The sequence below is a fragment of the Kribbella sp. NPDC049584 genome, assembly GCF_040675555.1.
Taxonomy (GTDB): domain Bacteria; phylum Actinomycetota; class Actinomycetes; order Propionibacteriales; family Kribbellaceae; genus Kribbella.
The window spans coordinates 185719-211493 of the sequence record NZ_JBFAPF010000006.1 but is presented as its reverse complement, the minus strand read 5'-3'; the positions used below and the strand labels follow the sequence as shown (position 1 = coordinate 211493).

The window sequence follows — 25775 nt, the reverse complement described above, 5'->3', positions numbered from 1 at the left end:
CTGAACAGTCAGCCCTTGAAGCCGCTGCCAGTAACTCCTTGGATGAAATAGCGTTGGGCAAGAAGGAAGACGACGAAGACAGGTATGACGGTCACTGTCGCACCCGCCATCAGCGGCCCGACCTGGGTGTAGAACTCGTTCTGAAACTGAGCCAGTCCGATGGGCAATGTCTGCTTCTCGGGCGACGTGAGGAAAATCAGCGGTCCGAACAGGTCGTTCCATGAGTCGAGGAACGTGAACATCGCGACCGCGGCCAACGCCGGCTTGGTCTGGGGCACCATGATCGTCAAGAAGGTCCGGAACGTCGAAGCACCATCCACCTGCGCAGCCTCCTCCAAACCGGCCGGCAGACTCTTGAACGCCTGGCGCATCAGAAAGGTCCCGAAGACCGGAGTCAGCACTCTGGGCACCCAAAGCGGCAACAGTGTGTCGATCCAACCGATTTTCTGGAACAGGATGTACTGCGGCAACAGGTAGATGATGTTCGGCACGATCGCTGTCACCAGCACGATCCCGAACAGGGCGTCGCGGCCTTTCCAGGTCAGCCGGGCAAAGGCATAGCCGGCCAAGGACGAAACGATCAAGCCACCGACAACATTGAGGACCGCCAACTTCACGCTGTTGAGGAAGTAGACCGGCATGTTGCGGAGCACGGTCGCGTAGTTGCCCCATTGCGGACGAGACAGCGCGAATCCCGGCGGGAAGTCCATCACGTGCTCTTCCGGGCGCAGCGACGCGTTGAGCATCCACAACGCCGGGGTCAGGAAGGACAACGCGAGCAAGATCAGGAAGATCATCAAGATGATCCGCCGCCCTTGGAACTTGCGCTTGCCATGCGGGGGAAGCTTGCGGTCTCCGCCACCCGCCAGGACCGGTCTGTCGTCGATCGCCAGGTCAGTCATAGAACACCCACTTCTTCTGCAGCTTCCACTGGACCCACGTCAGTACCGCGATGAGCGCGACGATCAGCCATGCCATTGCCGCCGCATAGCCGAACTTGCCCTGCTGGAAGGCGACCTGCCACAGATAGAAGATGTAGACGCTGCTCGAATAGCCAGGCCCACCTTTGGTCAAGACGTAGATCAGTCCGAACACCTGGAACGACGCGATGAACTGGGAGATGGTGACGAAGAAGATCTGGGGCGTCAGCAATGGCAAGGTGATCCGCCACAGCCGCGACCACGCGGAGGCTCCATCGATGCGCGCAGCCTCGTACATCTCCTCCGGGATACCCTGCAGGCCGGCGAGCAGGATCATCATCGGATATCCGACGCCCTGCCAGGCGCTGATCACCACCACTGCTGGGATCACCCAGGAAGAGTCGGCGAGCCAGGCCGGGCCGGTGATGTCGAAATTCCGTAGGAACTGATTGATCAAGCCGTTGGTCGGGCCGAAGATGTAGTACCAAACGAACCCGATCGCCACGACATTCATGACGTATGGAGTGAAGAACGCCATGCGCAGGAACGCCGTACCCGGGACTTTCAGGTTCCCGAGCAGCGCGAGAACGAGAGCCAGAACGACCGTCGCCGGCACACCCAGGACCGTGAAGACGATTGTGTTGCGGACCACCTGCAGGAAGATGGGGTCGTTCACGATCAGATCGACGTAGTTGCGGCCGCCCACGAGCTGGGGCGAGTTGAACCCGTCCCACCTCGTGAACGAGGTGTACATCGACACGACGATCGGCGCAGCCTGGAACGCCACGATGCCGAACACGAGCGGCAGTGCGAACAGCCAGCCTTCAAGGGTGCGGCGTCGCCGGTTCCGCCGGACCTCCGGCGGAACCTCAGCACGCCGCACCGCAGAGTGAATCGCCATGGGTCCGGCCTCAGCCCTGACCAAGAGCCTGCTCGACCTGCGGCCTGGCTCGCGACAGCACGTCCTGAGCGCTGCTCTTGCAGTTGTAGACCTGGTCAAGCGCCGGGCGGTAGATCGCACGAGCGCCAAGCGTGTTGTTGGTCTTGTTTCCAGCCGTGAGATGGTGGGCCGCCTCGGCCAACAGGTCGGCGTGCTTCGGCGCGCCGGAGCTCGCCTTGGAGATTGCCTCGGCCGCTTGGTTGTTCACCGGGGTGAATGCGCCGCCCTTGCCGAGGATCTGGCCCGCCTCGGGACCGGCGAGATAGTTCAGCAGTTTGAAGGCGGCATCGTGGTGCTTCGCCTTCGCCGGTACGGCGTAGCTCACCACGCTGGCCTCGTTGGCCTGGTCGGCGGCCCCGGCGGGCGGTGGCGCGATGTCCCAGTCGAAGCTCTTGATGGTCTGCCGCAGATAGGGCACTGACCCGGACTGTTCGAACAACATCGCAGTCTTGCCTTGGGCGAACAGTTGGATGTCTGCGTTGTCCTGCAGCAGATCCGCCCACGCCGGCTGGACGTGATACTTGCACGTCAGATCGGCGACCCACTGGACGGTCTGAACCCCGATCGGATCGGCCAGCGTGAACTTCTTACCGTCGGCGCTGTAGACGCCGTCCTGGCTGCCGTTGTTGTGCGTGAAGGTCTGCTCGTAGTTCGTTGCCGCGCTCACCGTCGCGCCGTACATCTTGGTGCCATCGGTCATCTTCTGCGCGTCTGCCAAGAAGTCCGCCGTCGTCCAGCCCTTGCTGCTCCACGTACTCGGCGGGAGCGGCAGTCCGGCCTTCTTGAAGGCATCGACGTTGTAGAAGACGATCGTGGACTGGTAGCCGAGCTGCCATGAGGTCATGCGACCGTCCGACTGTTTACCGAAGTTGAACACCTGAGCGGCGTAGTCGGAATCCTTGAGCCCCGCAGACTTCACGTACGGCGCGAGGTCGAAGAGCGTGCCGTTCTGCGTGAACTGCTGCACGTAGTCGTCGTTGATCCGGAAGATGTCCGGCGGCTTGCTGCTGGCCAACGAGGTGCGCATCTTTGCCTCGTAGTCGGATTCCGAGGGAACCGGGAGTACGTCGACCTTGATGTCGGGGTTCTCCTGCTCGAACTTGTGAATTGCCTCTTCCAGCGGCATGCCTGCCACGACCTGGTCGTTCATGAAGGTGATCGTGACCTTGCCCCCGGCTGTGTCATCGGATCCCCCATCTCCGCAGGCGGCGAGCGACATCGCGATGGTCCCGATCGTGACGAGGCCGGCGATCCGACGCCGACGACGTGTGCCTGATGAGTTGAAGCCCATCGGTTCGACTCCTTTGTGAATGTGAACGGGGTGTCGCACGGCGGAAAACCCCTCCGCGCGGGAACAGCTCAGAGGCTCAGCCCGGCGGCTGTCAGCCCACGGCACCGGCGCGCTCCGCCGGCGCGGGCCGATCAAGTGAGCAGACTGCGCAGAGCTGCGCATGTTTCGCGCGAATTTGATGTGAACGTAGCTGTATTGCCCATTTCTGGTCAAGGGATACGAATACATGGGCAGTCAGATGAGCAAATGCGCAACTCTGCGCACATCGCGACAGTGCCGATCATGCGGAAGCCGGAGCGGCTGGGGAAGAACAGCGGCGGGAGAATCGCTTGCCAGTGGCAACTACCTGGGCTGGGACCACGCCGTACGCCGTGCTCGGAGCAGGACTCTGTCATCGGCGGACAGCAACAGCGACGCTCGCTCGTACCCTCCTCACCCCGGTTCTCCCGCGTCCAGCAGAGCGGCTCCCCCGATGACCGTCCCGGGTTTCGGGTGTATCCGCTCATCTCGATTGCGCGGAAGCTCGACGGGTCGGCTGAGGTGCTTAGACTGGGCGATCCACTCGTCGCGCAAGCCGGAACGAGGTGATCGTCATGAGTACGGCAGCCCTCCCGCCCGTGCGCTCCTGGCAACCGTCGGCGACTTCGCCACGGCGGACGCAGCGGCTGGTCGAGATCCTCGACCTCCTCACTGAGCGTGGCGCACTGTCAGTCGTGACGCTGTGCCGCGAACTGCAGGTCTCGCCGGCGACGCTGCGCCGGGATATGACCCACCTCGAGGAGCAGGGCCTGGTCTCCCGGACACGCGGCGGCGCCAGGGCGAACACCGGCCCCGAGCTCCCGGTTCGGCTCCGGGACACGAGATCCCCGGTCGCCAAGCACGCGATCGCCGTCACAGCGGCCGCGCTCCTGCCGTCCGACCGGCCACTGGCAGTGGCGATCGGCGGCGGATCGACCACCGCGGAAGTCGCCCGCGAGCTCGGCTCCCGCCGCCGGCTGACCATCGTCACGAACGCGCTCACCACCGCGGCAGCCGTGGCAGCCCGGCCGAACCTGCAGGTGATCATGACCGGCGGCGTGATCCGGGCGAACTCGTTCGAGCTGGTCGGCAGCCTGGCCGAGAACGCCTTCAACGGGATCAGCGTCAACCTGGCCATCCTCGGCGCGGACGGCGTCAGCGCGGCCCACGGCGTGACCACGCACGACCACACCGAGGCTCGCACGAACCACGCCATGGTGTCGCACGCGCACCGGCTGATGGTCGTTGCCGACGGCTCCAAGATCGGTCAGGCGACCGTGGCCAAGGTCGCCGACGCGTCGGCCATCGACATTCTGGTGACCGACGCGTCGGCGGACCCGCACGAGCTGTCCGAGCTGACCAGCCTCGGCGTCACGGTGCACGTCGCGCGGACCCGCTAGTGCCCCACGACTAACCCTTCACGCCGGAGAACGCGATCCCGCTCATCAGGTGCCGCTGGAAGACGATGAACACGATGATCACCGGAAGACTCGCCAGCAGCGATCCCGCCATCAACACCGGGAAGTTCGTCGTGTATTGACCCTGCAGGCTGGCCAGGCCGGCGGACACCGGCATCTGCCGAGGATCCGAGTTCACCACCAGCGGCCAGAGCAGGTCGTTCCACGACCAGATGATCACCAGTACGCCGAGCGCGATCATGCCCGGCGCACTCATCGGCAGCATGATCCGCCAGTAGATCTGCAGGATGTTCGCCCCGTCGATCCGGGCCGCCTCCTCGATCTCCTGCGGCAACTGCAGGAAGAACTGCCTCATCAGGAAGGTGCCGAACGCACTGAACATCCCGGGCAGGAACAACGCCACCAAGGTGTTCAGCAACCCCAGCTTCTGCATGATCTGGTACTGCGGCAGCAGGAACACCTGGTACGGAACCATGGTCACCGATAGGAAGACACCGAACAGTACGCCGCGACCGCGGAACTGCATCCGCGCGAACGCGAAGCCGGCCAGCGAACTGAACAACACCTGCCCAACCGTCCGCGCGATCGTCATCACCGTCGTGTTCAGCAGTTGATGACCGAACGGCAGGGCGCTGAAGACGGTCGTCACGTTCGACCACTGCGGTGAGTGCGGCAGGAACGTCGGCGGCACACTCACCGACTCACCGAACGTCTGCAGCGAGGTCGAGAGCTGCCACAGGAACGGCCCGACCATGAAGATCGCACCGATACACAGCACCAGATGCGCGACCGGATGCCGCACCCGCCGCCGCCTGATCGGGTCAGCCATAGTGCACCCACCTCCGCTGCAGCCGGAACTGTGCCGCGGTCAGGATCAACGTCGCGAGCAGCAGCAGCACACCGATCGCAGCCGCGTAGCCGCCGTCATGCTCGGCGAACCCGCGCTGGTAGAAGAGATAGACCAGCGTCTCGGTCCTCTGGATGGCCGGACTCTGCTGGCCCACCATCAGATAGACCAGATCGAAGGCCTGCAAGGCGTTGATCACTGTGATCACCGTGACGAAGAAGATCGATGGTGTCAGCAACGGCACGGTGACGTGGAAGAACTGCTTCACCCGCCCGGCACCGTCCAGCTCGGCGGCCTCGTAGTAGTCGACCGGGATGCCACGGATGCCGGACAGGAAGATCACCATGTTGTAGCCGATCGATCCCCAGACTCCGACGATGCTGATCGCGAAGATCGCCGTGGCCGGATCGGAGAGCCAGTGCGGCCCGTCGATCCCGACCTTGGACAGCAACCAGTTGACCAGGCCGTAGTCGCCGTTGAACAGCCACTTCCAGGTCAGGGCAACGGCGGCCGGCAGCGTGACCACCGGCAGGAAGTACAGCGTTCTGTAGATCGTGACGCCACGCATTCCCGGCAGGCTGAGGAGCGCCGCCACGACCGCCGAAATCGGCACCGCGAGCAGGGTGATCGCAGTGATGATCGCCGTGTTGATCACGGCGTGGACGACGTCGGGGTCGGCGATCAGCGTCCGGTAGTTCTCCAGCCCTGACCAGATATGACCGCCGAACGCTCCCCAGCTCGTGAACGAGTAGTAGATCGTCTGGAACGTCGGCCAGATCTCGAAGACGACCAGGCCTGCGGCGGCGGGCAGCAACAACATCGCCGCCCACCAGCCGCTGTCCCGGGTCGGTGGCCGCGGTCTGCGCCGGCGTACCGGATCGGCGCGCGTCGGCCCGGTCACCGAATCGAGTGTCGCCGTCACTTCTTTTCCTTCGACAGCGCGTCGTTCATCTTCGCCGCGACGCCGCGGGAGACCTCTTCGACGGAAGCCTTGCCGGTCCAGGCGTCGGCGAACTGCTTGGTCGCGTCATCGCGCCAGGCGGCGGTGTCGGTCGACGCCGGGAACGGCTGCGCGTACTTCAGCTGATCGACGAAGACCTGCAGGTCGAACTCCGGCATCGCCTTCGCGTAGGCGTCGGCGTGCCCCTCGTACGCCGGGATGACGGTACCGGTCTTGGCCTGGATCTCGGCCGCGCGTTCGGATCCGAGGAACTGCAGGAACTCCCACGCCTGCTCGCGGCGCTGGGTCTTGGCCGACATGCTGTTGGCCAGCCCGTTGCTGTAGTAGTTCCGGTTCCCGTCAGGGCCGGCCGGCAACGGCGCGATGTCGATGTTGGCCTTGCCGTACGGGACAGCAGCGATCTCCTCGGGCTCCCAGGATCCGCAGTACCGCATCGCAACCTTTCCCGACGTGAGCATCGCCAGCGGGTCGGTGTCGGTGGTCTGCTGCAGTGTGGGTGAGACGTGGTACTTGGTGATCATGTCCGTCCAGAACTGGATGCCCTTCACCGTGGCCGGCTGGTCGTAGCCCGAGGACTTGCCGTCCGGCGAGATGATCTGTCCGCCGACCTGCGGCACGGTCAGGTACCAGCTCAGCTCGTCGGCCTCCGGAGCGACGAACCCGTACACGCCCTTCTGCGGATTGGTCAGCTTCTGGGCAGCGGCGATCACGTCGCTCCACGTCCAGGACTCGTCCGGGTACTTCACTTTGGCCGCGTCGAAGAGCTGCTTGTTGTAGCACAGCCCGAACCCGTTCACGTCCTTCGGTATGCCGAACACCTTGCCATCGATCGTGTAGGCCTTGGTGACGGCGGGCACGTACACACCCATGTCCATCTTCGAGCTCTTGATCTGGTCGTCGAGCGGGGCGATGCCGCCGCCGGTGGCGTAGTACTTCGCATACACCATCGTCATCCAGAAGACGTCGGGCCCGGTGCCCGCGGTCACCGCGGTTTGCAGCTTGGTCCAGTAGCTCTCCCACGGCGTCACCTGGACCTGGACGTCGATATTCGGGTGCTGGCTGTGGAATTCGCTGATGATCTGCTTCATCGCGGCCACCTGCGCCTGGTCCCAGATCGCGTACGTGAGCGTGACCTGCTTGTCGTCACCGCCACCGGAATCGGAGGATCCCGAACAGGCGGCCGCGGCCAGGAAAGGTGCTACGAGCAACAGGCTGAGTAACCGTCGTACCGATTTCATGCGGACTCCTTGGGGACAGGGCGACCGGGGCTGAGGAAGTCGAGGCGTTCGGGGAGGTCGTCGCCGAGGGCGTGCCGGGCGGCCAGTTCGCCGAGGAGCGGGCCGAGGGTCAGGCCCCAGGCACCGAGACCGGTGGCGACGTGGATCGCCGGCGCCACCGGCCCGACCAGAGGCAGGCCGTCGGTGGTCGCAGGGCGCAGGCCGACTCTGGTCTCCAGAACAGTGGCGGCGGACAGACCGGGCGCCAGGTCGAGTGCTGCTTTCAGGACCGCTTGCTGCCCGCCGGCTGTGACCCGGGCATCGAAGCCGACGTCCTCGTGGGTCGCACCTGCGACGATGCGGTCGTCGAAGCCGAGCAGGTAGCCGCCACCAGGCGTGTTGACCACCGGTCGCATGCCGGTCTGCTGGCCGTCGAGCCGCAAGTGCACCAACTGCCCGCGGATCGGTCGGATACCGACCTGCACACCGAACCCGGCGAGGTCCGCGCCGGCCCAGGCACCGCTGGCCAGGAGAACAGCGCCGCCGTCGAGGACCCGAGGTCCGACGCGGACCTGCGGACCTTGTGGATCGAGGATTCCCGCACCGGGGATCACCTCGAGTCCGGCATCGTCGCGGCCCGCCTGCGCTCGCCGGCGTGCCGCCGTCATCAACCGGTCGTGCAGCCGGGAGCCGACGACCCGCCCGACCTCGGCGATGTACAGGCCGCGCAGATCGCCGCGTAGTTCCGGCCAGTACTCTTGAAGCTCCGTACCGTCGACGACCTCGACCGGTTTGACCACCCCGTGCGCCCTTCTGCCCTCTGGATCCGACAGCCGCGCGGCCACCGCATCGAGCGCCGCCTGTTCGTGCGGATCGTCGCCGGCCACGACCAACTCACCGACCTGCTCGAACGTCGCCGAGCCTGCTCCAGCCGGGTCGACGGCATCCAGTTCGGCCAGCAGGCTGTGGTAGTAGCCGACGCACTCGGTGATCAGCGCCGTCCAGTCCGGGCGCTGCTCCCCACGATCGAGCGCGACCGGCGACACGATCCCGGCCCCGGCATCGGTGGCCCGACCGGCCAGGCCGGCATCGACCAGCGCGACCCGCGCGCCCTTCCGCACACCGGCCAGCGCGGCACTCGCTCCGACGATGCCGCCGCCGATGATGATCAGGTCAAAGTCCGGCATCGCTGCTCCCGGCAGCAAGGGCCGGGATGAACGCGCGGGCGTTGTCTCCCTCGACTCGAGCCGCCAGGTCGTCCGGCAGGCCGAGGCCTGAGATCGTCCAGCGTCCGGTCGGCGGTGGTTCTTCCGACGAGTAGGCGAAGGCCTCGTCCGTACTCGCGAGGAAGCGCAGGTACATCCGGTAGTCGGCGACGTCGGGAGGCGCACAGTCGGTGCCGAGCAGCACCCGGTCCGGATGGCGCTCGATCAGTGCCCGGGTCCGCCGCGGCTGACGGCCGAGCTCGGCGATCCGCGCGGCGAGGTCGACGCGGTAGTTCGGGTAGCGGTCGAGCATCCCCTCCACCCAGTCGAGGTTCTCCGCCAGGCAGCCGACGTGGGCGCCGATGAAGCGCACCTGGGGATGCGCCGCGACAACGGCCTCGAACGCGTCCATCAGCCGCTCCAGCGGTGGGAACTCCGGACCGTGGAAATGCCAGTCGGGATGACGCAGCAACTCCTCGAGCCGTTCGTTGCGATGGTCGAGCGGCTGGAAGAACGCGACCGGATCCGCGGTATGGATCAGCGCCGGTACTCCCGTTGCGGCCAGTGCGGTCCACAAGGGTTCCAGCCGTTGATCGTCGAGGAAGACGAGGTCGTTGTGCTCGTCGCGGATCCGGAGCCCGATGTCCTTCCAGAGCTTGAGTCCGGCCGCGCCACGTCGTACCGAATCGGTCAGCGAAGCTCCCATCCGGTCGCCCCAGCCGGGTGACGAGGTGTCGCTCCAGTCGACCCGGGCGAAGGTGACGAAACGCCCCGGATACTTGCGGTCGTAGCGATCGAGATTCGCCTCGAGCTCGTCGGTCCATTCACCGTCGAGATTGACGATCGTCGCGACGCCGGCCTCGTCCATCGTCTCGATCAGGGCGGCCGGGTCGGGTACCCGCCAGACACCGGTGAGGCGGCGGCCGAGATGGTTGTGAACGTCGACGATCGGCGCGGCCGGTTCGGTCACGACGGTGGCGGTCGCGGTCATCATCGAGACAGGGGTGAAGTCGCGGAGCCGGAGGTCGGCCAGGGGCTCGGGCATGTATCCCTCGATTCGGTAGGGAAACCAGCGAGATGCGGGACGACCGTAGAACCGGCGGTCCAGCGACCCCCAGGGACTGATCAGTCGAAGTGAGCGTTCCGGCGAAGGTGATCCCGATCCGTGCACACTTGCTCAATCGGCTGCGCATTCCCTCGATCTGCTGACGTTTTTTGTCCGCCAGATCCAGCTTCCAGTCCTATTCGCGCACCTCAGCGCGGTTAGACGGCGGTGACGCGAACGCCGGCCCGCTCCAGTGCTTCGAGTTGCTCGGGGCTGGCCCCGCGGTCGGTGACCACGTCGGTGACACCGGAGATCAGACTGATCCGGGCGAACGTCACCCGGCCGATCTTGGAACTGTCGGCGATCACCACACTGCGGCGGGCCCGGCGCAGAAACGCCAGGTCGGTCTGCGCCTCCATCTCGTCGTACGTCGTGCAGCCCTCTTCCGGGGTCAGGCCGTCGACTCCGACGAAGGCGATGTCCAGGTGGTAGTTGGCGAGCATCGCCTCCGCCGCCGGACCGACCAGCTCGTACGACGAACGCGCGATGCCGCCGACGAGGACGAGCCGGATCCCGGGATGGCCGACCAGCTCGGAGGCGATGTTGATCGCGTTCGTGACGACGGTGATCCCGCGTCGCTGGGCCAGGGCGCGGGACAGCTCGAGCGCGGTGGTGCCACCGGTCATGCCGACCACCGAACCCTCTTCGACGAACGCAGCGGCGGCGCGACCGATCGCGCGTTTCTCCGCCTGCCGCAGCGCGGCCTTGACCCGGGTCGGCACCTCGTCGCCGGCTTCGTTGGAGATGGCTCCGCCGTGGGTGCGCACCAACAACTGGTTGCGGCTCAGCGTCTGCAGGTCGCGGCGGATGGTCGCCCCGGACACGCCGAGCGCGACGGCGAGGGCGGCGACGTCCACCGTGCCCTGCAGGCCGACCTGATCGAGGATGGCGCTCAACCGCTCCGACTTCCGCACGAACCGCACTGTACAAGATGCACATAAAGTGCGCACTCGCGCAAAAGATTGCGCATGTAGTCGAATGCCTTGACCGGAAGTTTTCTTTCGAACTACTTTCCAATCATCATCGTGCGCGAAACTGCGCACTTGCGCACTCGATCTCTCCCGGAGCAATCATGTTGAGGAGTACCCGTACGGCGCTGCTGGCCGGCGTCACGAGTCTGACCCTGGTCCTCGCGGGCTGCAGCGGATCGGACGACAAGAAGGCCAGTGGCGGATCGACGCAGACCAGCGGAGTGACCATCACCGTCGCGCTCGCCTCGGACGCTCCCCCGAAGGCGGCCCTGGACGCGTTCACCAAGAAAACGGGCATCACCGTCAACTGGGTGAACATCGACTGGGACAGCCTGCAGAGCAAGATCTCGGCCGCTGCCACAGCGAAGACCTACTTCGCCGACGCCACCAACGTCGACTGGTCCCGGGTCGGCCAGCTCGGCAAGCTCGGCTGGTACTACCCGATGGACTCCTACGTCGACACCAAGGCGATGGCGGCCGACGTACCGCAGCTTGCCTCCTTCACCGTCGACGGTCACGTGGTCGGTATCCCGTACGACGCCTCGTTCATGGTCACGACCGTCAACACCGAGCTGTTCCAGAAGGCCGGCGCCAACCCCGCTCCGCAGACGATCGACGCGTACACCGCAGCCCTCAAGGCCATCAAGGCCAAGGGCGTCGTCCAGTACCCGTTGAACATCCCGTTCGCCGCGGCGGAGGGGTTGTCGACGTACTGGTACGAGACGACCGGTGCGTTCGGAGGCTCGGTCCTCGACAAGGACGGCAAGCCGCAGTTCACCAGCCCGGACTCGCCCGGTTACAAGGCGGCCCAGTGGATGGTCGACGCGCTGAAGTCCGGTCTTGTGCCGCCCGGCAACATCAACGTCACCGACTCGCAGGGCCAGCAGAACCTGATGGCCAAGGGTCAGGTCGCCAGCACGTTCTCGGACTACTCCGGCAACGTCGGCACGCTGTACAACGTCAAGAAGTCGTCCTCTGTCGTCGGCAAGGTCAAGTACATCCGGACCCCGGGTGCTTCCGGACCGGGCGCGAACCTCAGCAACCCCGACGGCATCGGGATCCCCAAGCAGGCCAAGTACCCGGACGCCGCCGCCAAGTTCATCGAGTGGTTCACGGCGACCGAGCAGCAGGCCGACTTCGCGGGCGTGAACGGGCCGGAGAAGACTTTCCCGACGTACCCGATCCCGTCGCACCTGTCGGCGGTCAAGCAGATGACCGCGAAGGGCAACCTGGTCGGCGGTGAGGACCTCGTGCCGATGCTGCAAGGCTCGAAGCCCGTCTTCGAGGGCGGCGCACCGTCGTGGTACCCGAAGTTCTCCAACGCGGTCTACACCAACCTGCACGGCGCAGCGACCGGATCGATGTCGGTCGAGCAGGCCATCAAGACGATCGGCGACACGGCGGACCAGCTGGCGTCCGGGTCGTGACCGTGACCTCTTCGACCACCACGCCGCGGCCGGCCGAGAGCAAGACCCCGGCCGGCCCGGCGCCGGTACACCGTTCCCGCCTCGACCTCCTGCCGTATCTCCTGATCGCGCCGGTGATGATCTTCATCGCCTGCCTGGCCCTGGTGCCGGCCGTGTTCACCGTGGTCCAGTCGTTCTTCAAGGTGGACGCGCTGGACCCGCCGACCCGGTTCGACGGCTTCGGCAACTTCGTCCGGCTGGCCAAGGACCACGCGGTCGTCGGCAGCATCGGCAACACCGCGCTGTACGTCGTGATCGGCGTGACGCTGTCCACGCTGATCGGGATCGGTGCAGCCGTCGTCCTGCAGAAGCCGTTCCGCGGCCGCAGCCTCGTGATCGCTGTCCTGATCCTGCCGTGGGCGATGCCGGGGGTGGTCGAGGGCATCCTCTGGACCGGCATCTTCGATCCGAACGCGGGCCTGATCAACAGCGTGCTGTCGTCACTGCATCTCAGCGACGGGAACGCGGTCCTCCTCGGCCAGAACCGGCTGCTCACGATCGCGTTGATCGAGCTCGTCCAGGTCTGGCAGATCGCGCCGCTCTCGGTGCTGCTGATCCTCGCCGTCCTGCAACTCATCCCGGGCGAGCTCTACGAGGCGGCCCAGATCGATGGTTGTACGCCGTGGTCGGCGTTCACCCGGATCACCTTGCCGCTGGCCCGGCCGGGGATCGCGGTCACCATGGTGCAAGCGGTGATTGCGACGCTCAACGTTTTCGACCAGCCGTACGTGCTGAACGGGGCGGCCAACACCGGTGCCTCGGTCACCATGCAGACGTACTTCATCAGCTTCCAGGATCTCGACTTCGGTCAGGGGTACGCGTTGTCCCTGTTGATCACCATCGTCACGCTGCTGATCTCGCTCGGCGTGGTCCGCCTCGTCTACCGGAGGGTCGAGCTGTGAAGCGTCGTACCGGCGCCGGCCGGAGCATCGGGGTCGCGCTCATCCTGATCTGGTCCCTCGGGCCGATCTACTGGGCGATCAAGACCAGCCTGCAGACCGAGGCCGACGCACGCGCCAAGCCGGCCCACTACCTGCCGACGAACCCGACCTTGCAGAACTACTCGGCCCTGCTGAGCGGCAACAGCGACACCGCGCCGCAGGTCCGCCGGTCGGCGGTGAACATCGTGATCGAGTGTGGTGCCGCGACGATCGTGACCGTGCTGCTCGCCACGCTGGCGGGATACGCCTTCGCGCGGATGCGGTTCCGCGGCCGGAACGTGCTGTTCTACGCGGTACTGGCGACGATGGCGTTCCCGGCGTACACCACGCTGATCCCGCTCTACCGGATCATGAGCACCTTCGGCCTGGTCAATACCTACACGGGCATCGTGCTGGTCTACGTCTCCGGCTTCGTACCGCTGGCGACCTGGATCCTGCACAACTACTTCGCCAGTCTGCCGGTGGGGATCGAGGAGGCCGGTCTCGTCGACGGCGCCCGTCGACTGCAAGTGCTGTGGCATCTGCTGCTGCCGTTGGCGCGACCGGGCATCATCTCCACCGCTTTGATCACCTTCTTGTTCGCCTGGGGACAGTTCCTGTTCCCGCTCGTGCTGTCCAGCGATCTGTCCACCCAGCCGCTGACCGTCGTCATCGCCGCGCTGCAGGGACGGCACGTGGTCCCGTCGACCCTGCTGAACGCGGCCGGGGTACTGGCGATCATCGTCCCGGCTGCGCTGGCGCTGGCGTTCAACCGCTACATCGTCAACGGCCTGCTGGCCGGCAGCACCAAGTGACTCTGACTTTCTGAAGGGAAAAATCCGTGAGTGAGAAGTCCATCGTCCTGATCGGCGCGGGCAGCACGGTGTTCACACCGGGGCTGATGACCGACCTCGCGTCCACCAGGACGTTCGATGGCTGGACCGTCCATCTGGTCGACCTGAACGGCGAGGCAGCCGAGACCATGGCCCGGGTCGGCCGCCGGATCGCCGTCGAGCGAGGGGCCGAGCTCGAGTTCGTCCCGCACACCGACCGGCGCGAAGCGTTGCCCGGGGCCCGTTTCGTCACCACCACGATCGCTGTCGGCGCCGCGGCGGGCTGGCTGGCCGACGTCGAGGTGCCGGCCAAGTACGGCATCGCCCAGACCGTCGGCGACAGCGTTGGGCCGGGCGGCGTCCTGCGGGCCCTGCGGCACGTACCCGAACTGGTGGCGATCGGCAACGATGTCGCCGACCTGGCACCCGACGCCCAGCTGATCAACTACTCCAACCCGCTGACCGCGAACGTCCGGGCGATCACCGCCGAGACAGGACTCAAGGCCGTCGGACTGTGCCACGGCACCATGCACACGCTCTCGAAGCTGACCGCCGACCTGGGCTACCGGTCGGGTGAATTGAAGGCCGTCTTCGCCGGGCTGAACCATCTCTGCTGGCTGCTCGACCTCCGCCACGACACCGAGGACGCGTATCCGCTGCTGCGCAAGTTGGTGGCCGAGCGCGCCGGCGGCATCGACGCGCCCTCGACCAGCGAGGAAGGCGTGCACCTGCCGGTGTCGGCCGACCTGATGCGGACGTTCGGGCGCTACCCGGCGCCGGGCGACCGGCACGTCGCCGAGTTCTTCGGAGGGTACCTGCGAGCCGCGGACGGCAGCCCGGTCGACGAGGCAAACCTGCCCTGGGGCCTGCAGGGCGGCCGGGATGCCACCATGCGGTACATCGGCCAGAAGGACGACCTGTGGGAGAACCTGCGCGCCCAGGCCGACGGCAAGGCACCGCTCCCCCGGACCGACAACCAGGAGGCGGAGCGCCTGGTGGCGATCGCCGAGGCCATCGTCACCGGCAAGGACCATGTCGAGCTGGCGGTGAACCTGCCGAACGAGGGCAAGATCCCCAACCTGCCGTCGACCGCGGTCGTCGAGGTCCCGGCTGTGGTCGGCGCCGCCGGCATCATCGGCCTCGGGGTCGGCGCGTTGCCGGACGGGATCGCGGCCGTGCTGGCGGCACGGGCGCAGCAGCAGGAGATCACTGTCCGCGCGGCGCTGACCGGCGACCGCTCGCTCGCGTTGCAGGCGTTGGTCCTGGACCCGCTCGTCGGCGGACTCACCGTCGCGACCGGCATCCTCGACGACGCGATCAAGGCGCACGGCCCGTTGCTGGACCGCTTTGCCGCGAACGAGGTCGCCGCGTGACCGTCACCTATCAAGAGGTTCTGCAGCAACCCTCCGTCTGGCGTGAGGCGGCTGCGATGCTGGCGGCCAGGTCGGACGAGGTCGCCGCGTTCCTCAAGCCGGTGCTCGCCCGGGCGGACCTGCGGATCGTGCTGACCGGCGCCGGTACGTCGGCCTTCGCCGGCGAGGTGCTGGCCCCGGCGCTCTCGCGGAAATTGCGGCGCCGGGTCGAGGCGATCGCGACCACCGACATCGTCTCGAACCCGCGGGAGATCTTCGCCGAGGACGTGCCGACCCTGCTGGTCTCGTTCGCCCGCTCCGGCGACAGCCCGGAGAGCGTCGCCGCCACCGAACTGGCGACGACCTGCCTGCGTTCGGTCCATCAGCTCGTCATCACCTGCAACGCGGACGGCCGACTGGCCCGCGAGCACCAGGACGCTCCCTCGTCGCTCGTACTGTTGATGCCGTCGGCAACCAATGACCGGGGCTTCGCGATGACGTCGAGCTTTACTTCGATGCTGCTGACCGCCTGGCTGGCGCTGGCCCCGGACGAGAACATCCAGCTGACCGATCAGCTCGCCACCGCGGCCGAGCAGGTCCTCGCCCGCGCGGACGACGTGGCGCCGTATGCCGATCGTCGCTACGAACGGATCGTCTACCTCGGCAGCGGCGCTCTCGGCGGCCTGGCTCGGGAGTCGGCGCTGAAGCTCCTCGAACTCACCGCGGGCAAAGTGATCAGCTACTTCGACACCCCACTCGGCTTCCGGCACGGGCCGAAGGCAGTCCTCGGGGAGCGGACCCTCGCGGTCGTCTACGTGTCCAACGACCCGTACACCCGCCGGTACGACGAGGACATCGCGGCCGAACTCCAGGCGGCGATCAGCCCGGAGAACGTCCTGATCGTCGACGCGCAATCCTCCGACGGCGCGTGGCACGTCGATGGTGTGGCCGCTGTGGACGACGCCTTACTCGCCTTACCGTACGTCGTGATCGCTCAGCTGCTCGCGTTGCGCTTCTCGGTGGCGCTCGGCCGGATGCCGGACAACCCGTTCCCCGACGGCGAGGTCAACCGCGTGGTCCAAGGCGTCAGCATCCACCCGCTCGAGCCATGACCATCTACCTGGGTGTCGACGGCGGCGGTTCAGGTACGGCGCTCTGCCTGGTCACCGCCGCAGGCGAGGTGATCGCCGAGGCGGACGCACCCAGCTGCTACTACCTCGACACAAGCTCCGGCGAAGGAGCCGAGCTGGTCGAGCGAGTGCTGGTCGAGGCCGTGGCTCACGTCTGCGCGCTGGCCGGCATCCGGCCAGCCGACATCGCCTACGCGTTCTTCGGACTACCGGCGTACGGTGAAGTGAGCGCGGACGTGCCGACGCTCGACGCGGCGCCACGGTCCGCGCTCGGGCACGACCGGTACCGCTGTGACAACGACATGGTCTGCGGCTGGGCCGGTTCACTCGCCTTGGCCGACGGCATCAACGTGATCAGCGGCACCGGTTCGATGACGTACGGCCGCCGCGGCGACACCGGGATCCGCGTCGGAGGCTGGGGCGAACTCTTCGGCGACGAAGGCTCCGGCTACTGGATCGGGATCCGCGGTCTGCAAGCCTTCTCCCAGATGAGCGACGGCCGCCTCCCGCCCGGCCCGCTCCTCGACGTACTCCGCGAGCACCTCGACCTCACGTCCGACCTGGACCTCGTCGACATAGTCCTCAACAGCTGGCGCGGAAGCCGCAGAGCCATCGCCGCCCTCTCCCGGCCGATCGTCCACGCGGCCACCCTCGGAGACCCGGCCGCGCTCCGCATCATCGACGAAGCCGCCACCGAGCTGGTCCGTCTGGTGGAGACCACTCGCGCCCGCCTCGACTTCACCCCGACAAGCCCAGTCCCCGTCTCCTACTCGGGCGGGGTCCTCACCGCACCAGAAGTCCTGCGCGTCTTCACCCACAAGCTCACAGCCCGAGACCATCCCTACGACCTCCGCAGCCCCATCCACACCCCAGCGATCGGCGCAGCCCACTACGCTGCCGCCCTGTCAGGCGCTATTTGAGCTCGACGGACGTCTCTCCTGGTACAGGCGGCTGACCGGGGGATGCGAGACTTCGCGTCCCTCGGCTGCGAGATGCCACTCGCCTCACCATCACGGACCCGCCATCACCTCCGAGACGGTGCTGTCACGGCGGACGGTCGCTCGGGCTGGACAGCGGCAGCTGGTGTGCTGCAGGTTCAGCGGATTGCGCTCACCTGGGCGGGCGAGGGTTCGAGGGCTGAGTGGATCGCCTCGAGCTGGATTACGACGGCGCGGGCGCCGGGGTCGACAACGCCGAGGACGCGATCACCGAGGTAGCTCGACCTGCCGCGGAGGGCCAGGATGTCGGCAGTCTCCTCGGTGCCCACTCGCGCCGCCGCCACAGCATCGGCCAGTGCTCCGCGACGCAACGCCGCCGCGGCCGGAATCAACGCGTCCAGCATGGTCCGATCGCCGGTCCGGGCGCCGCCGAGCTCGGCGATCGCGTCGACTCCGGCCTCGAAGGCCACGGGCCAGGGTTCACCGGCACTCAACGTCGCGGAGATCCGGAGGATCATGGCCGCGTAGAGCGGACCGGAAGTGCCACCCACAACGCGTCGTACGGTGCCGGCGATCCCGCGGAGCACGGACGCGCCGCCGGTGCCGTCGTACTGCGGCTTGTCGTTCAGGATGGCCCGAGCACCGCGAGCGAGGCTGAGGCCCAGGTCGCCGTCGCCGACCAGTTGGTCGAGGTCGGTCAGCTCCTGCTCAGCTGCGATGAGCCGCACACAGACTGCCTCGACGGCCCGCCAGAGCGACGAGCTCTCGTCGAGCTGAATGGTGCTCACGGCAACGATCTCCTGATCCTGTCGGGGCGTCGCGATCTCGCGCGCGACGCGGCCGACGTGGGCAGCGGGCCACGCGATCGTCTGCGTGGGTGCGTCGAGGCGAGTCAGCATCTCGTCGTCAACTCGCGCGAGGGACAGTGAACAACCCGCCATCTCCAGCGCGGTGAGGAAGCTGCCGACCCAGGCGCGCTCGAGCGTGATCCCCTGCTCGGCCAGGAAGGTGACCGCTCGCCGGGCGATGATGCCGAGCTCCATCGTCGGCATACCGCCCAGATTGTTCACCAGCAGGGCGACGCGATCCCCGGCGTTGATGCCGCGGTCCGCGACAAGCCGCGCGAGGAGCGTGTCGATGACCTCGTCGGCCGGACGGATCCCGCCACGCTCGACGCCTGGCTCGCCGTGGATGCCGAGACCCCATTCGATCTCGTCCGCGCCGAGTTCGAGCCCGGGCTTGCCGGCAGCGGGAACTGTGCAGGCGGACAGGGCCACGCCCATCGTTGCGATGGACTCCGCTGCCTTCATCGCCTCCTGCTTGACCGCTGCCAGGGGCAGACCTGCCTCGGCGGCGGCGCCGGCGATCTTGTGAACGAGTACGGTTCCGGCGAGACCCCGTCGGCCGGCGTTGTTCCCGTCCGCGGCGAGGGCGGCGTCGTCGGCCACCACAATCATCTCGACGTCGAGACCTTCGGTGCGCGCGATCTCCGCCGCGAGACCGAAGTTGAGCCGGTCGCCGGTGTAGTTCTTCACGATCAGCAGCACGCCACCCGGGCCACCGACCGCGCGGACAGCCGTCAGGACCGCATCCACAGAGGGGGACGTGAAAACATCACCCGCGACTGCGGCGGTCAGCATTCCCGGTCCGACGTAGCCCGCGTGCGCCGGTTCGTGCCCTGCACCCCCACCGGACACGAGAGCTACCTGACCGGCGAGCCGCAATGCAGCGTGATCGGCGCGAACGACGACCCCGTCATCGAGCAGCGCGATGCCGGGGTTGGTCAGCACGAATCCCTGCAGCATCTCGGAGACGACCTCTGCCGGGTCGTTGACGAGCTTCTTCACGACACACCACTCCTCGCGCAGCTTGATCTGAATGTCATTCGATAATGTCGAATGAGTTTCGGAGCATAGAGCGCGGTTCATCCAGCTGTAAAGAGCCTGGGTTCAGCGGGGCGGGATCGGCCAGCGGCTGGCGCCGAGTTCGCGGGAGATGTTGCGGGCCGCTTCGCGAACGGCTGCGAAGGTGGCGTCGGCGGGCGCCCAGTCGACGGCGGGAAGGACGATTCCGATCGCTCCTACCACCAGTCCCGACGCGTCGAAGATCGGCGCCGCGAGTCCCGCCTCGCCGAGCACGGCCTCCTCCCGCTCGGTCGCCAGCGCATCCCGCGCCACCTCCTCGAGTTGCTTTCTGAGCACGACCGCATCGATCACCGTCTCCGACGTCATGCTGCGCAGCTTGTCCCCTGCCAGCAGTTCCTCGGTCTGGTCGGGCAGATAGGCGAGCATCGCCTTCCCCAGCGCGCATGCGTGCGCAGGGATCACAATCCCGACCTCCGGCATCTGCCGGCTGCCGTCCGGGCGCGGCTCATGGTGGATGATCACCACCTCGTCAAAGGTGAGAACACCGGTCCGTACGGCGTAGCCGCTGCGGCGGGCGAGTTCCTCGGACCAGGTGACTGCCCTGGATCGCAGTTCGAGGGTGTCCAGGTAGACGTTGCCGAGCTTCAGCACCGCCGGGCCCAACTGGTAGCGATTCGAGTCGCGGTCCTGCAGCACCATGCCGTGGGCCTGCAGGGTCTTGAGGATCCCGTGCACAGTCGACGGCGGCAGGTCGAGCCGGGTTGCGAGATCGGACAGACTCATCCGGCGCGCACCCTGCAGCACTCCAAGGATCCGGATAGCCCGATCGACGGACTGGATCATCGACAACCTCTCTGGTGACAGCGAACAACCCTTTACATCAGTGAACCACAGGCGTAACTTCCGAGTTGCATTCGACAATGTCGAATGATCTTCAACCAATCCTTTGGCCTCGGGGCACACCCTGGAGGGACGTCCATGGACGACAACAACCTGCCGCAACGGCTCGCCACCGAACTGATCGGCACCGCGATCCTGGCCTTCGTCGGCGTCGGCGCTGTACCCGCGACCCTGATGGTCAACGGCGATGCGCCCTTCACGATGGCCGACCTCGGGATGATCTCGTTCGCGTTCGCCGCCGCTGTCGTTGCGACGGTGTACGCGCTCGGCCCGATCTCCGGCAATCACATCAACCCCGCCGTGACAGTCGGCCTCGCGGCGACGGGCAAGTTCCCGTGGTCACGTGTACCTGCCTACTTGGCCGCGCAGTTGACCGGGGCGATCCTCGGAGCCGCGGCGATCCTCGCAGTACTCGGATCGAAAGCGAGCGACCTCGGACTCGGCGTCGCGGCGTACGGATCCGGTGTCGGCGCGGCGCAGGCCTTCACCGGCGAGTTCGTCGGGACCTTCATCCTCGTGCTGACCGTCTTCGGCGCGACGCATCGCAAAGCTGCGCCCGGATTCGCAGGGCTCGCGATCGGCCTGGTCGTCTTCGGGGTCATCATTCCCGTCGCTCCTGCCACCGGGGCTTCGATCAACCCCGCCCGTACGGTCGGCCCGATGCTGGTCCAGCAACTCGCCGGCGGTCACGTCGAGTTCAGCCAACTGCCTGTCTACGTGCTGGCCGAGCTCAGCGCCGGCGCGCTGGCCGGACTGACCTTCCTCGCCCTCTCGCGGACCGCGGCGGACCGTCCGGCGACTGAAAGCGCGACTCCAGCTGGTCAGCTGGCCGCATCAGCAGAGAAAGGCTGAGCGTGCCCGACGACATCACAGCGCCGAAGCTGGCCGACTGGATCCGTGAGTTCGGGCACCTGGTGAGCGTGCAGAGGGATCGGCTGAACGCGCTCGACGCCGCCATCGGTGACGCCGACCACGGCACCAACCTGGATCGCGGATTTCGCGCCGTAACCGCTGAGCTCGACACGATTCCACAGTCAGACATAGCGACCTTGCTCGCTCACGTCGGCAACACGGTCGTCAGCTCGGTCGGCGGAGCCGCCGGCCCGCTCTTCGGCACCTTCTTCATATTGCTTGGTGATGCCGTGGGCAACGACCGCCACCTGAACAACGAGCGCTTCGCGCTGGGACTCCGGGCCGGCCTGGCCGGAGTCGTCAGTAGGGGGCGGGCCGAGGCCGGCGACAAGACCATGTACGACGCGCTCGCGCCCGCGATCGACGCGATCGAGGCAACGGCATCCGCACAGCGCGACCTGCCCGACGTACTGCGGGCAGGGTTGCGCGCCGCGGAGAGCGGTCGCGATGCCACGATCGCGATGCTGGCCAGGAAAGGCCGCGCCAGCTATCTGGGCGAACGGAGCGTCGGCCACCTGGACCCCGGAGCCACCTCGGCCGCCCTCCTCTTCACCGCCGCCACCCGCACCCTCATTTGATCACCGGGTCGCTCCCCCACGCCGTACCCGTTATCAATCAGCGTGTAGGTACAGAACTTCATCGGAGCTTCTTCTCGCCCGCGGTGACAGGCAGGCCGAGGCGGTTGCCCGCTGCTGGTGCCGGGCAGGTGCCGTACGCCGTGAAGGCGAAGGGCAGGTTGATCGTCCGGTTGAAGTCGATGACCACCGACCCGTCGCGCGCGACAGGTCCGGTGGTCACCGTACGCCAGGGAGCGGTCTCCTCGCCGTTCGTCTTGTCGTAGAAGGACAAGTTGAGTCGACCGTCCCCTGCGGCAGTGGCGACCAGCTCGTACGCCGTGCCGCCCAGTGCGACATGCACCGCGCCGACCGCGGTCACGTGCTGACGCAGGTCCTCCCGCGCGGTGGCCACCTCCACTCGCCGCGGCTTCGCATTCGGTGTGAAGTACCCGGTCACGACCCAACGGTCGTCCAGCGGGTACGTCGGTACGCCGGTGAACTCCTGCCTTGTTGGAGCGCGTGGGTCCCGCTGGCGTACGGCGTACCGTCCGCCGCGAAGCACCAGCTCGACCAGGCGGTCGCCGTACAGCAGCCAGCTGAGCGAACCCGCTTCGGGGACGCTGGCGGACACAATGCCGTTCACCGGCTCACCGCTGAGGGTCAACTGCCCGTCAGCTGTCACGTGTGCACGCTGGTCGTCGGACCACCAGATGCCTGGCAAGCCGGGCAGTGCGACCGGTGAGGTCGGCAGCCAGTCGAACGCGACGACGGACAGCCAGCCGTAGTCGGTGTCCAGGTCGCGTTCGCGCGCCGCGTGCCAGGTGTGCCAGTCCTGTTCCAGATCAGAGATGACTGTCATGACGCCTTCCTCTGTTCGCGACGGACTACCTCGGAACGGACCAGCGGGATGACGTAGCGGCCGAAGTCGATCGCGTCGTCGTAGATGTCGTAGCCGCGGGCGGAGAAGATCCGGATGCCGAGGTCGTAGTAGTCGAGCAGTGCAGCCGCGACAGTGTCCGGCGTACCGACGAGGGCCGTCGAGTTGCCGCCGCCACCGGTCACGCCGGTCGGCGCGGTCCAGAGCGCGCGGTCATGACGCTCGCCTTCCGCGACGGCTTTGAGCAGTCGCTGGGAGCCCGCATTCTCCGGCGACTTCGAGCGGAGACGTGTCGGAGCAGGCCCGTTCTTGATCCGGCCGAGGATGCTCTCCGCCTTCTCCCAGGCCAGCTCCTCGGTCGGCGCGATGATCGGCCGGAACGCGATCTGGATGGTCGGCCGGTCCGCCCGGCCTGCACGAGCGGCCTCGGCGTCGATCGTGGCGAGCTGTTCGCGGGTCCCTGCCAGCGGTTCGCCCCAGAGCGCGAAGATGTCCGCCTCGGCGGCGCCGACGGCGTACGCCGCTGCCGACGAGCCACCGAACGAGATCCGTGGCCGGGGCTGCTGAAGCGGTTTGATGTCGGCGACGAACTGCTCGAAGCGGTAATGCTCGCCGTTGAAATCGAACCGGGAATCGGAGGTCCACGCCTGCTTGAGGATCTGGATGAACTCAGCCGTCCGCCCGTAGCGGTCGTCCTTCGCGAGGAAGTCGCCCTCGGCCGCCTGGTCCGCGGTCGAGCCGCCGGTGATCACATGGACTTCGAACCGGCCGCCGCTGATGTGGTCGAGCGTCGCGAAGGTCTTCGCAGTCAGCGTCGGGTACGCGACATTCGGCCGGTGCGCGACGACCAGGTTGATGTGGCCGGTGCGGCCGGCGACGTACGCCGCGACCTGGGACGGGTCGGGCGATCCTGAGTGATAGGCGAACAGGATACGGTCCCAGCCGTTGTCCTCGTGGGCGCGGGCGAGCTTGGCCGTGTACTCCAGGTCCAGCGGGCCGCCGGTTCGCGGCGTGACCTCGCTGGCCGGGTTGGTGCCGGCGATGCCCAGGAACTCAACTGGCATGACGTTCTTCCTTCCGTACGGTAGGTGCGAGCAGCTTGAGCAGGTCCCGCGCAACGGCGTCGTTCTGCCCGAAGCCGGGACCGTTGAAGTGCGGCCGGGAGAAACCGGACGAACCGGCCGACCCGGACACGGACGGCCCGAGCAGGAACAGCTCCTCCTGCGTGGACCCGTCGGCACGGATCGCCCGGGACCGCGAGTCGGCCTTGAGCTGCCCGCCGCCGAGGCTGGTCCCGTCGGCAGCGAACAGTTCGTCAGCCGCAAGGACACCGGAGTCGAGCAGACCGCGCAGGAGCGGATCGGTGGTCGCGAGTACGTCGGGCCGGGGCAACCGCGCTTCGACGAACGCTCGCGCACGGATCTTCTCGTTGACGTTAGGGCTCGTGGCAACGAACTGATCGTTGTCGATAGCAACACCGAGGTCAGGCCCCGCGAACCGAACGATTCCGGCCCGGTGCAACGCGAGCAGTTCTTCCAATCTCCGCGGCGGAGGGCCGCTGGCCACGAACGAGAAGAACCCGTGCCATTCGGTCTCGACCCGCCGGACCCGATCCTCGTCCGACAACTGACCGTCGGTGATCGCCCGCGACAGCACGCTGTAGATGCTCAGCAATGCGTTGAACACCGCGAGATCCGCCGAGTAGGCGGGGTCCGCCCGCCGCAGCAGATCCCCTTCGATCAGCTCGGTCATGAACCGCTCGAAACCTGCCCGGTCGTCGAAGAACAGACCGTCCAGCGGCCGATCCACCTCACGCCGCACAAACCGATCCGCCGGATCTGGCACAGCATCCGTAGCCTCGAACTCGCGATCGGGCGTCCAGGTATCGAGAGCGTTCGCGAACTCTTCCCATGACGATCGGACTCGTTCGGGGTGGGCTGTGAACAACTGCTTGTAATGGGCGTACGCCAGTTCCTTCTCGATCAGCGGCGCGACATCCCGATCGAAATCGAGCAACCCGTCTCCAAGAGCCTCAGCCGTCAGGTACCTCGTGGGCACCGGTTTCGTCCCGGCGACGGTGTAGCCGAGCTTCGCGTGGTACGGGACGCCGCGCCGCGAGCCGACGTACAAGATCGGCTCTTCACCAGACGGGTGATATGTGAGCAGCCCGGCGCACTCGTCGTACCAGCCGCCCCGGCCCTCGGTCAGCAGGACCATCAGGTCGATGAACGCCTGACCGAACCCGCGCACGATCACCGGCGCCTTCGGCCACAGCCCGTCGAGGTCGACGTCCGCCGTGTAACCGGGCGGGATATACGTCAGCCCGGCATCAGCCGCCTGCGCCGCCCACGCGGACTCCGATGCCGTGGGCAACCGATCCAGGTAGCCGAGGGCAAGCACTACCGCGTCGGCCGCGATCTCACGACCCGACTCGAGAACCACCCGCCGCTCAGCGGTGAGCTCGACCGCCCGCTCGCGATGGGTGGTCACGGTCGCGGGGAGATCGCGGACGACGCGCTCCCACACCCACGCCAGGTACTCCGCCTGTACCAGCCGCGGCGGGAAGTCCATCGGCCCCGGCTGCTCGAGCCCGGCCTTCTCCAGGATCACCGCCCCCTCACCGGCGACCCAGGTCGCGAGGTCCGGCCCCGGCACGACCGGCCCGTCGCACTCGACCGACTCGTCGGTGAAGATCGTGACGTCCGACGTCATCGAGTTCATCCACAGCAGCCGCGACTGCTCGCGCCGCCAGATGCGCCCGCCACCGACCGGATACGGATCCACCACATGGATCTCGACCTCGCGCCCGTCGAGCAACTCCCCCGCACTGGCCGCAAACCGCTCGAGCAGGCCGACGGTCCGCGGTCCGCCGCCCACGAACACGATGGTTGCCGCTGGCTCCTTCCAGGGGCGCAGCTCCGCCACGCTCATACCCGCAGCCCGAGATGCGAGCGGAGCGTCGTACCGGCGTACTCCTGGACATGATGGTTGATGGCCTCGGCGACCGTCGCCGGCGGTCCGGGTGCACCGGACACAGACGTGACTGACGTGGTGGACACGATGAGACTCCCTGGCGGTGGGCAGGCTTCGCGGGCCCTGCGACGGCGGAGGGCAAGGGGCAGCAGGCGCCCG

At 67.0% G+C, this 25775-nt stretch carries 24 protein-coding genes; 9 read left to right on the top strand and 15 right to left on the bottom strand.

All coding sequences use genetic code 11. The features are described from left to right. Window positions 1–8 precede the first annotated feature (8 nt). The 3 genes from AB0J62_RS22305 to AB0J62_RS22295 are packed head-to-tail and all read right to left on the bottom strand — an operon-like array spanning window position 9 to window position 3151. Entirely contained in the window at window positions 9–902 is an 894-nt protein-coding gene (locus AB0J62_RS22305; RefSeq protein WP_363874114.1) for a carbohydrate ABC transporter permease, read from the bottom strand. Next, window positions 895–1821 carry a sugar ABC transporter permease gene (locus AB0J62_RS22300; protein ID WP_363874111.1) on the bottom strand — a complete coding sequence of 309 codons (927 nt, stop codon included), beginning with the start codon at window positions 1819–1821 and terminating at the stop codon, window positions 895–897. The genes AB0J62_RS22305 and AB0J62_RS22300 overlap by 8 nt, the downstream gene beginning before the upstream one ends. A gap of 10 nt (window positions 1822–1831) precedes the next feature. Continuing rightward, window positions 1832–3151, bottom strand: a complete 1320-nt coding sequence (locus AB0J62_RS22295; RefSeq protein ID WP_363874108.1) for a sugar ABC transporter substrate-binding protein — start codon at window positions 3149–3151, stop codon at window positions 1832–1834. Between the two features lie 593 nt (window positions 3152–3744). On the opposite strand from AB0J62_RS22295, the gene AB0J62_RS22290 reads away from it, so the two are divergent. Further along, window positions 3745–4569, top strand: coding sequence for a DeoR/GlpR family DNA-binding transcription regulator (locus AB0J62_RS22290; protein ID WP_363874105.1), 825 nt, complete (start codon window positions 3745–3747; stop codon window positions 4567–4569). A 10-nt stretch (window positions 4570–4579) separates the two neighbouring features. Here the strand turns inward: AB0J62_RS22290 and AB0J62_RS22285 are convergent, their stop codons facing one another. From AB0J62_RS22285 to AB0J62_RS22260, 6 genes are all read right to left on the bottom strand, one after another. Then, the gene (locus tag AB0J62_RS22285; protein WP_363874102.1) at window positions 4580–5416 is read right to left on the bottom strand and encodes a carbohydrate ABC transporter permease; all 837 of its coding nucleotides are present in this window, start codon (window positions 5414–5416) and stop codon (window positions 4580–4582) included. Further along, entirely contained in the window at window positions 5409–6356 is a 948-nt protein-coding gene (locus tag AB0J62_RS22280) for a sugar ABC transporter permease (protein ID WP_363874099.1), read from the bottom strand. The genes AB0J62_RS22285 and AB0J62_RS22280 overlap by 8 nt, the downstream gene beginning before the upstream one ends. Continuing rightward, window positions 6353–7633, bottom strand: a complete 1281-nt coding sequence (locus tag AB0J62_RS22275) for a sugar ABC transporter substrate-binding protein (RefSeq protein ID WP_363874096.1) — start codon at window positions 7631–7633, stop codon at window positions 6353–6355. Before AB0J62_RS22275 ends, AB0J62_RS22280 begins: the two co-directional genes overlap by 4 nt. Next, window positions 7630–8799, bottom strand: coding sequence for an FAD-dependent oxidoreductase (locus tag AB0J62_RS22270; protein WP_363874093.1), 1170 nt, complete (start codon window positions 8797–8799; stop codon window positions 7630–7632). Before AB0J62_RS22270 ends, AB0J62_RS22275 begins: the two co-directional genes overlap by 4 nt. Continuing rightward, window positions 8786–9862, bottom strand: coding sequence for an amidohydrolase family protein (locus AB0J62_RS22265; protein WP_363874090.1), 1077 nt, complete (start codon window positions 9860–9862; stop codon window positions 8786–8788). The genes AB0J62_RS22270 and AB0J62_RS22265 overlap by 14 nt, the downstream gene beginning before the upstream one ends. A gap of 218 nt (window positions 9863–10080) precedes the next feature. Continuing rightward, window positions 10081–10836, bottom strand: a complete 756-nt coding sequence (locus tag AB0J62_RS22260; RefSeq protein ID WP_363874087.1) for a DeoR/GlpR family DNA-binding transcription regulator — start codon at window positions 10834–10836, stop codon at window positions 10081–10083. A gap of 158 nt (window positions 10837–10994) precedes the next feature. Here AB0J62_RS22260 and AB0J62_RS22255 point away from each other — a divergent pair, with 158 nt between their 5' ends. Genes AB0J62_RS22255 through AB0J62_RS22230 form a run of 6 tightly spaced genes read left to right on the top strand, consistent with a single transcriptional unit; the run spans window position 10995 to window position 17514 of the window. Next, on the top strand, window positions 10995–12320 hold the full coding sequence (locus tag AB0J62_RS22255) for an extracellular solute-binding protein (protein ID WP_363874084.1): 1326 nt from the start codon (window positions 10995–10997) through the stop codon (window positions 12318–12320). After that, entirely contained in the window at window positions 12317–13261 is a 945-nt protein-coding gene (locus AB0J62_RS22250; RefSeq protein WP_363874081.1) for a sugar ABC transporter permease, read from the top strand. Before AB0J62_RS22255 ends, AB0J62_RS22250 begins: the two co-directional genes overlap by 4 nt. Beyond that, window positions 13258–14094: a carbohydrate ABC transporter permease gene (locus AB0J62_RS22245; RefSeq protein WP_363874077.1), complete on the top strand. Its 837-nt coding sequence runs from the start codon at window positions 13258–13260 to the stop codon at window positions 14092–14094. The genes AB0J62_RS22250 and AB0J62_RS22245 overlap by 4 nt, the downstream gene beginning before the upstream one ends. Window positions 14095–14120: 26 nt before the next feature. After that, window positions 14121–15485: a hypothetical protein gene (locus AB0J62_RS22240; RefSeq protein ID WP_363874074.1), complete on the top strand. Its 1365-nt coding sequence runs from the start codon at window positions 14121–14123 to the stop codon at window positions 15483–15485. Then, complete coding sequence (locus AB0J62_RS22235; RefSeq protein WP_363874071.1) at window positions 15482–16576, top strand: SIS domain-containing protein; 1095 nt, start codon at window positions 15482–15484, stop codon at window positions 16574–16576. The genes AB0J62_RS22240 and AB0J62_RS22235 overlap by 4 nt, the downstream gene beginning before the upstream one ends. Next, window positions 16573–17514 carry a BadF/BadG/BcrA/BcrD ATPase family protein gene (locus AB0J62_RS22230; protein WP_363874068.1) on the top strand — a complete coding sequence of 314 codons (942 nt, stop codon included), beginning with the start codon at window positions 16573–16575 and terminating at the stop codon, window positions 17512–17514. Before AB0J62_RS22235 ends, AB0J62_RS22230 begins: the two co-directional genes overlap by 4 nt. 176 nt (window positions 17515–17690) lie before the next feature. On the opposite strand, the gene AB0J62_RS22225 is transcribed toward AB0J62_RS22230, so the two are convergent. Together AB0J62_RS22225 and AB0J62_RS22220 are read right to left on the bottom strand one after the other, a co-directional pair. Next, window positions 17691–19379, bottom strand: coding sequence for a dihydroxyacetone kinase family protein (locus AB0J62_RS22225; RefSeq protein WP_363874065.1), 1689 nt, complete (start codon window positions 19377–19379; stop codon window positions 17691–17693). A gap of 102 nt (window positions 19380–19481) precedes the next feature. Beyond that, window positions 19482–20240, bottom strand: a complete 759-nt coding sequence (locus AB0J62_RS22220; protein WP_363874062.1) for an IclR family transcriptional regulator — start codon at window positions 20238–20240, stop codon at window positions 19482–19484. A gap of 135 nt (window positions 20241–20375) precedes the next feature. On the opposite strand from AB0J62_RS22220, the gene AB0J62_RS22215 reads away from it, so the two are divergent. Together AB0J62_RS22215 and dhaL are read left to right on the top strand one after the other, a co-directional pair. Beyond that, window positions 20376–21149 carry an MIP/aquaporin family protein gene (locus tag AB0J62_RS22215; protein ID WP_363874059.1) on the top strand — a complete coding sequence of 258 codons (774 nt, stop codon included), beginning with the start codon at window positions 20376–20378 and terminating at the stop codon, window positions 21147–21149. A gap of 2 nt (window positions 21150–21151) precedes the next feature. Further along, a complete protein-coding gene (gene dhaL / locus AB0J62_RS22210; protein WP_363874056.1) occupies window positions 21152–21787 on the top strand; it encodes a dihydroxyacetone kinase subunit DhaL in 636 nt (211 codons plus the stop codon). A gap of 58 nt (window positions 21788–21845) precedes the next feature. On the opposite strand, the gene AB0J62_RS22205 is transcribed toward dhaL, so the two are convergent. Genes AB0J62_RS22205 through AB0J62_RS22190 form a run of 4 tightly spaced genes read right to left on the bottom strand, consistent with a single transcriptional unit; the run spans window position 21846 to window position 25702 of the window. Then, the gene (locus AB0J62_RS22205) at window positions 21846–22625 is read right to left on the bottom strand and encodes a DUF1684 domain-containing protein (protein ID WP_363874053.1); all 780 of its coding nucleotides are present in this window, start codon (window positions 22623–22625) and stop codon (window positions 21846–21848) included. Further along, a complete protein-coding gene (locus AB0J62_RS22200) occupies window positions 22622–23707 on the bottom strand; it encodes an LLM class flavin-dependent oxidoreductase (protein WP_363874050.1) in 1086 nt (361 codons plus the stop codon). Before AB0J62_RS22200 ends, AB0J62_RS22205 begins: the two co-directional genes overlap by 4 nt. Next, entirely contained in the window at window positions 23697–25574 is a 1878-nt protein-coding gene (locus tag AB0J62_RS22195; protein ID WP_363874047.1) for an FAD/NAD(P)-binding protein, read from the bottom strand. Before AB0J62_RS22195 ends, AB0J62_RS22200 begins: the two co-directional genes overlap by 11 nt. Then, window positions 25571–25702, bottom strand: coding sequence for a hypothetical protein (locus tag AB0J62_RS22190; RefSeq protein WP_363874044.1), 132 nt, complete (start codon window positions 25700–25702; stop codon window positions 25571–25573). The genes AB0J62_RS22195 and AB0J62_RS22190 overlap by 4 nt, the downstream gene beginning before the upstream one ends. Window positions 25703–25775: the final 73 nt, after the last annotated feature.

Bases quoted from the DNA above. Each gene is read 5' to 3' on its own strand.
- AB0J62_RS22295 (WP_363874108.1), bottom strand. From the start codon at position 3,151: ATGGGCTTCAACTCATCAGGCACACGTCGTCGGCGTCGGATCGCCGGC.
- AB0J62_RS22285 (WP_363874102.1), bottom strand. From the start codon at position 5,416: ATGGCTGACCCGATCAGGCGGCGGCGGGTGCGGCATCCGGTCGCGCAT.
- AB0J62_RS22205 (WP_363874053.1), bottom strand. From the start codon at position 22,625: ATGACAGTCATCTCTGATCTGGAACAGGACTGGCACACCTGGCACGCG.
- AB0J62_RS22265 (WP_363874090.1), bottom strand. From the start codon at position 9,862: ATGCCCGAGCCCCTGGCCGACCTCCGGCTCCGCGACTTCACCCCTGTC.
- AB0J62_RS22270 (WP_363874093.1), bottom strand. From the start codon at position 8,799: ATGCCGGACTTTGACCTGATCATCATCGGCGGCGGCATCGTCGGAGCG.
- AB0J62_RS22195 (WP_363874047.1), bottom strand. From the start codon at position 25,574: ATGAGCGTGGCGGAGCTGCGCCCCTGGAAGGAGCCAGCGGCAACCATC.
- AB0J62_RS22215 (WP_363874059.1), top strand. From the start codon at position 20,376: ATGGACGACAACAACCTGCCGCAACGGCTCGCCACCGAACTGATCGGC.
- AB0J62_RS22220 (WP_363874062.1), bottom strand. From the start codon at position 20,240: ATGATCCAGTCCGTCGATCGGGCTATCCGGATCCTTGGAGTGCTGCAG.
- AB0J62_RS22255 (WP_363874084.1), top strand. From the start codon at position 10,995: ATGTTGAGGAGTACCCGTACGGCGCTGCTGGCCGGCGTCACGAGTCTG.
- AB0J62_RS22290 (WP_363874105.1), top strand. From the start codon at position 3,745: ATGAGTACGGCAGCCCTCCCGCCCGTGCGCTCCTGGCAACCGTCGGCG.
- AB0J62_RS22300 (WP_363874111.1), bottom strand. From the start codon at position 1,821: ATGGCGATTCACTCTGCGGTGCGGCGTGCTGAGGTTCCGCCGGAGGTC.
- AB0J62_RS22200 (WP_363874050.1), bottom strand. From the start codon at position 23,707: ATGCCAGTTGAGTTCCTGGGCATCGCCGGCACCAACCCGGCCAGCGAG.
- AB0J62_RS22305 (WP_363874114.1), bottom strand. From the start codon at position 902: ATGACTGACCTGGCGATCGACGACAGACCGGTCCTGGCGGGTGGCGGA.
- AB0J62_RS22275 (WP_363874096.1), bottom strand. From the start codon at position 7,633: ATGAAATCGGTACGACGGTTACTCAGCCTGTTGCTCGTAGCACCTTTC.
- AB0J62_RS22230 (WP_363874068.1), top strand. From the start codon at position 16,573: ATGACCATCTACCTGGGTGTCGACGGCGGCGGTTCAGGTACGGCGCTC.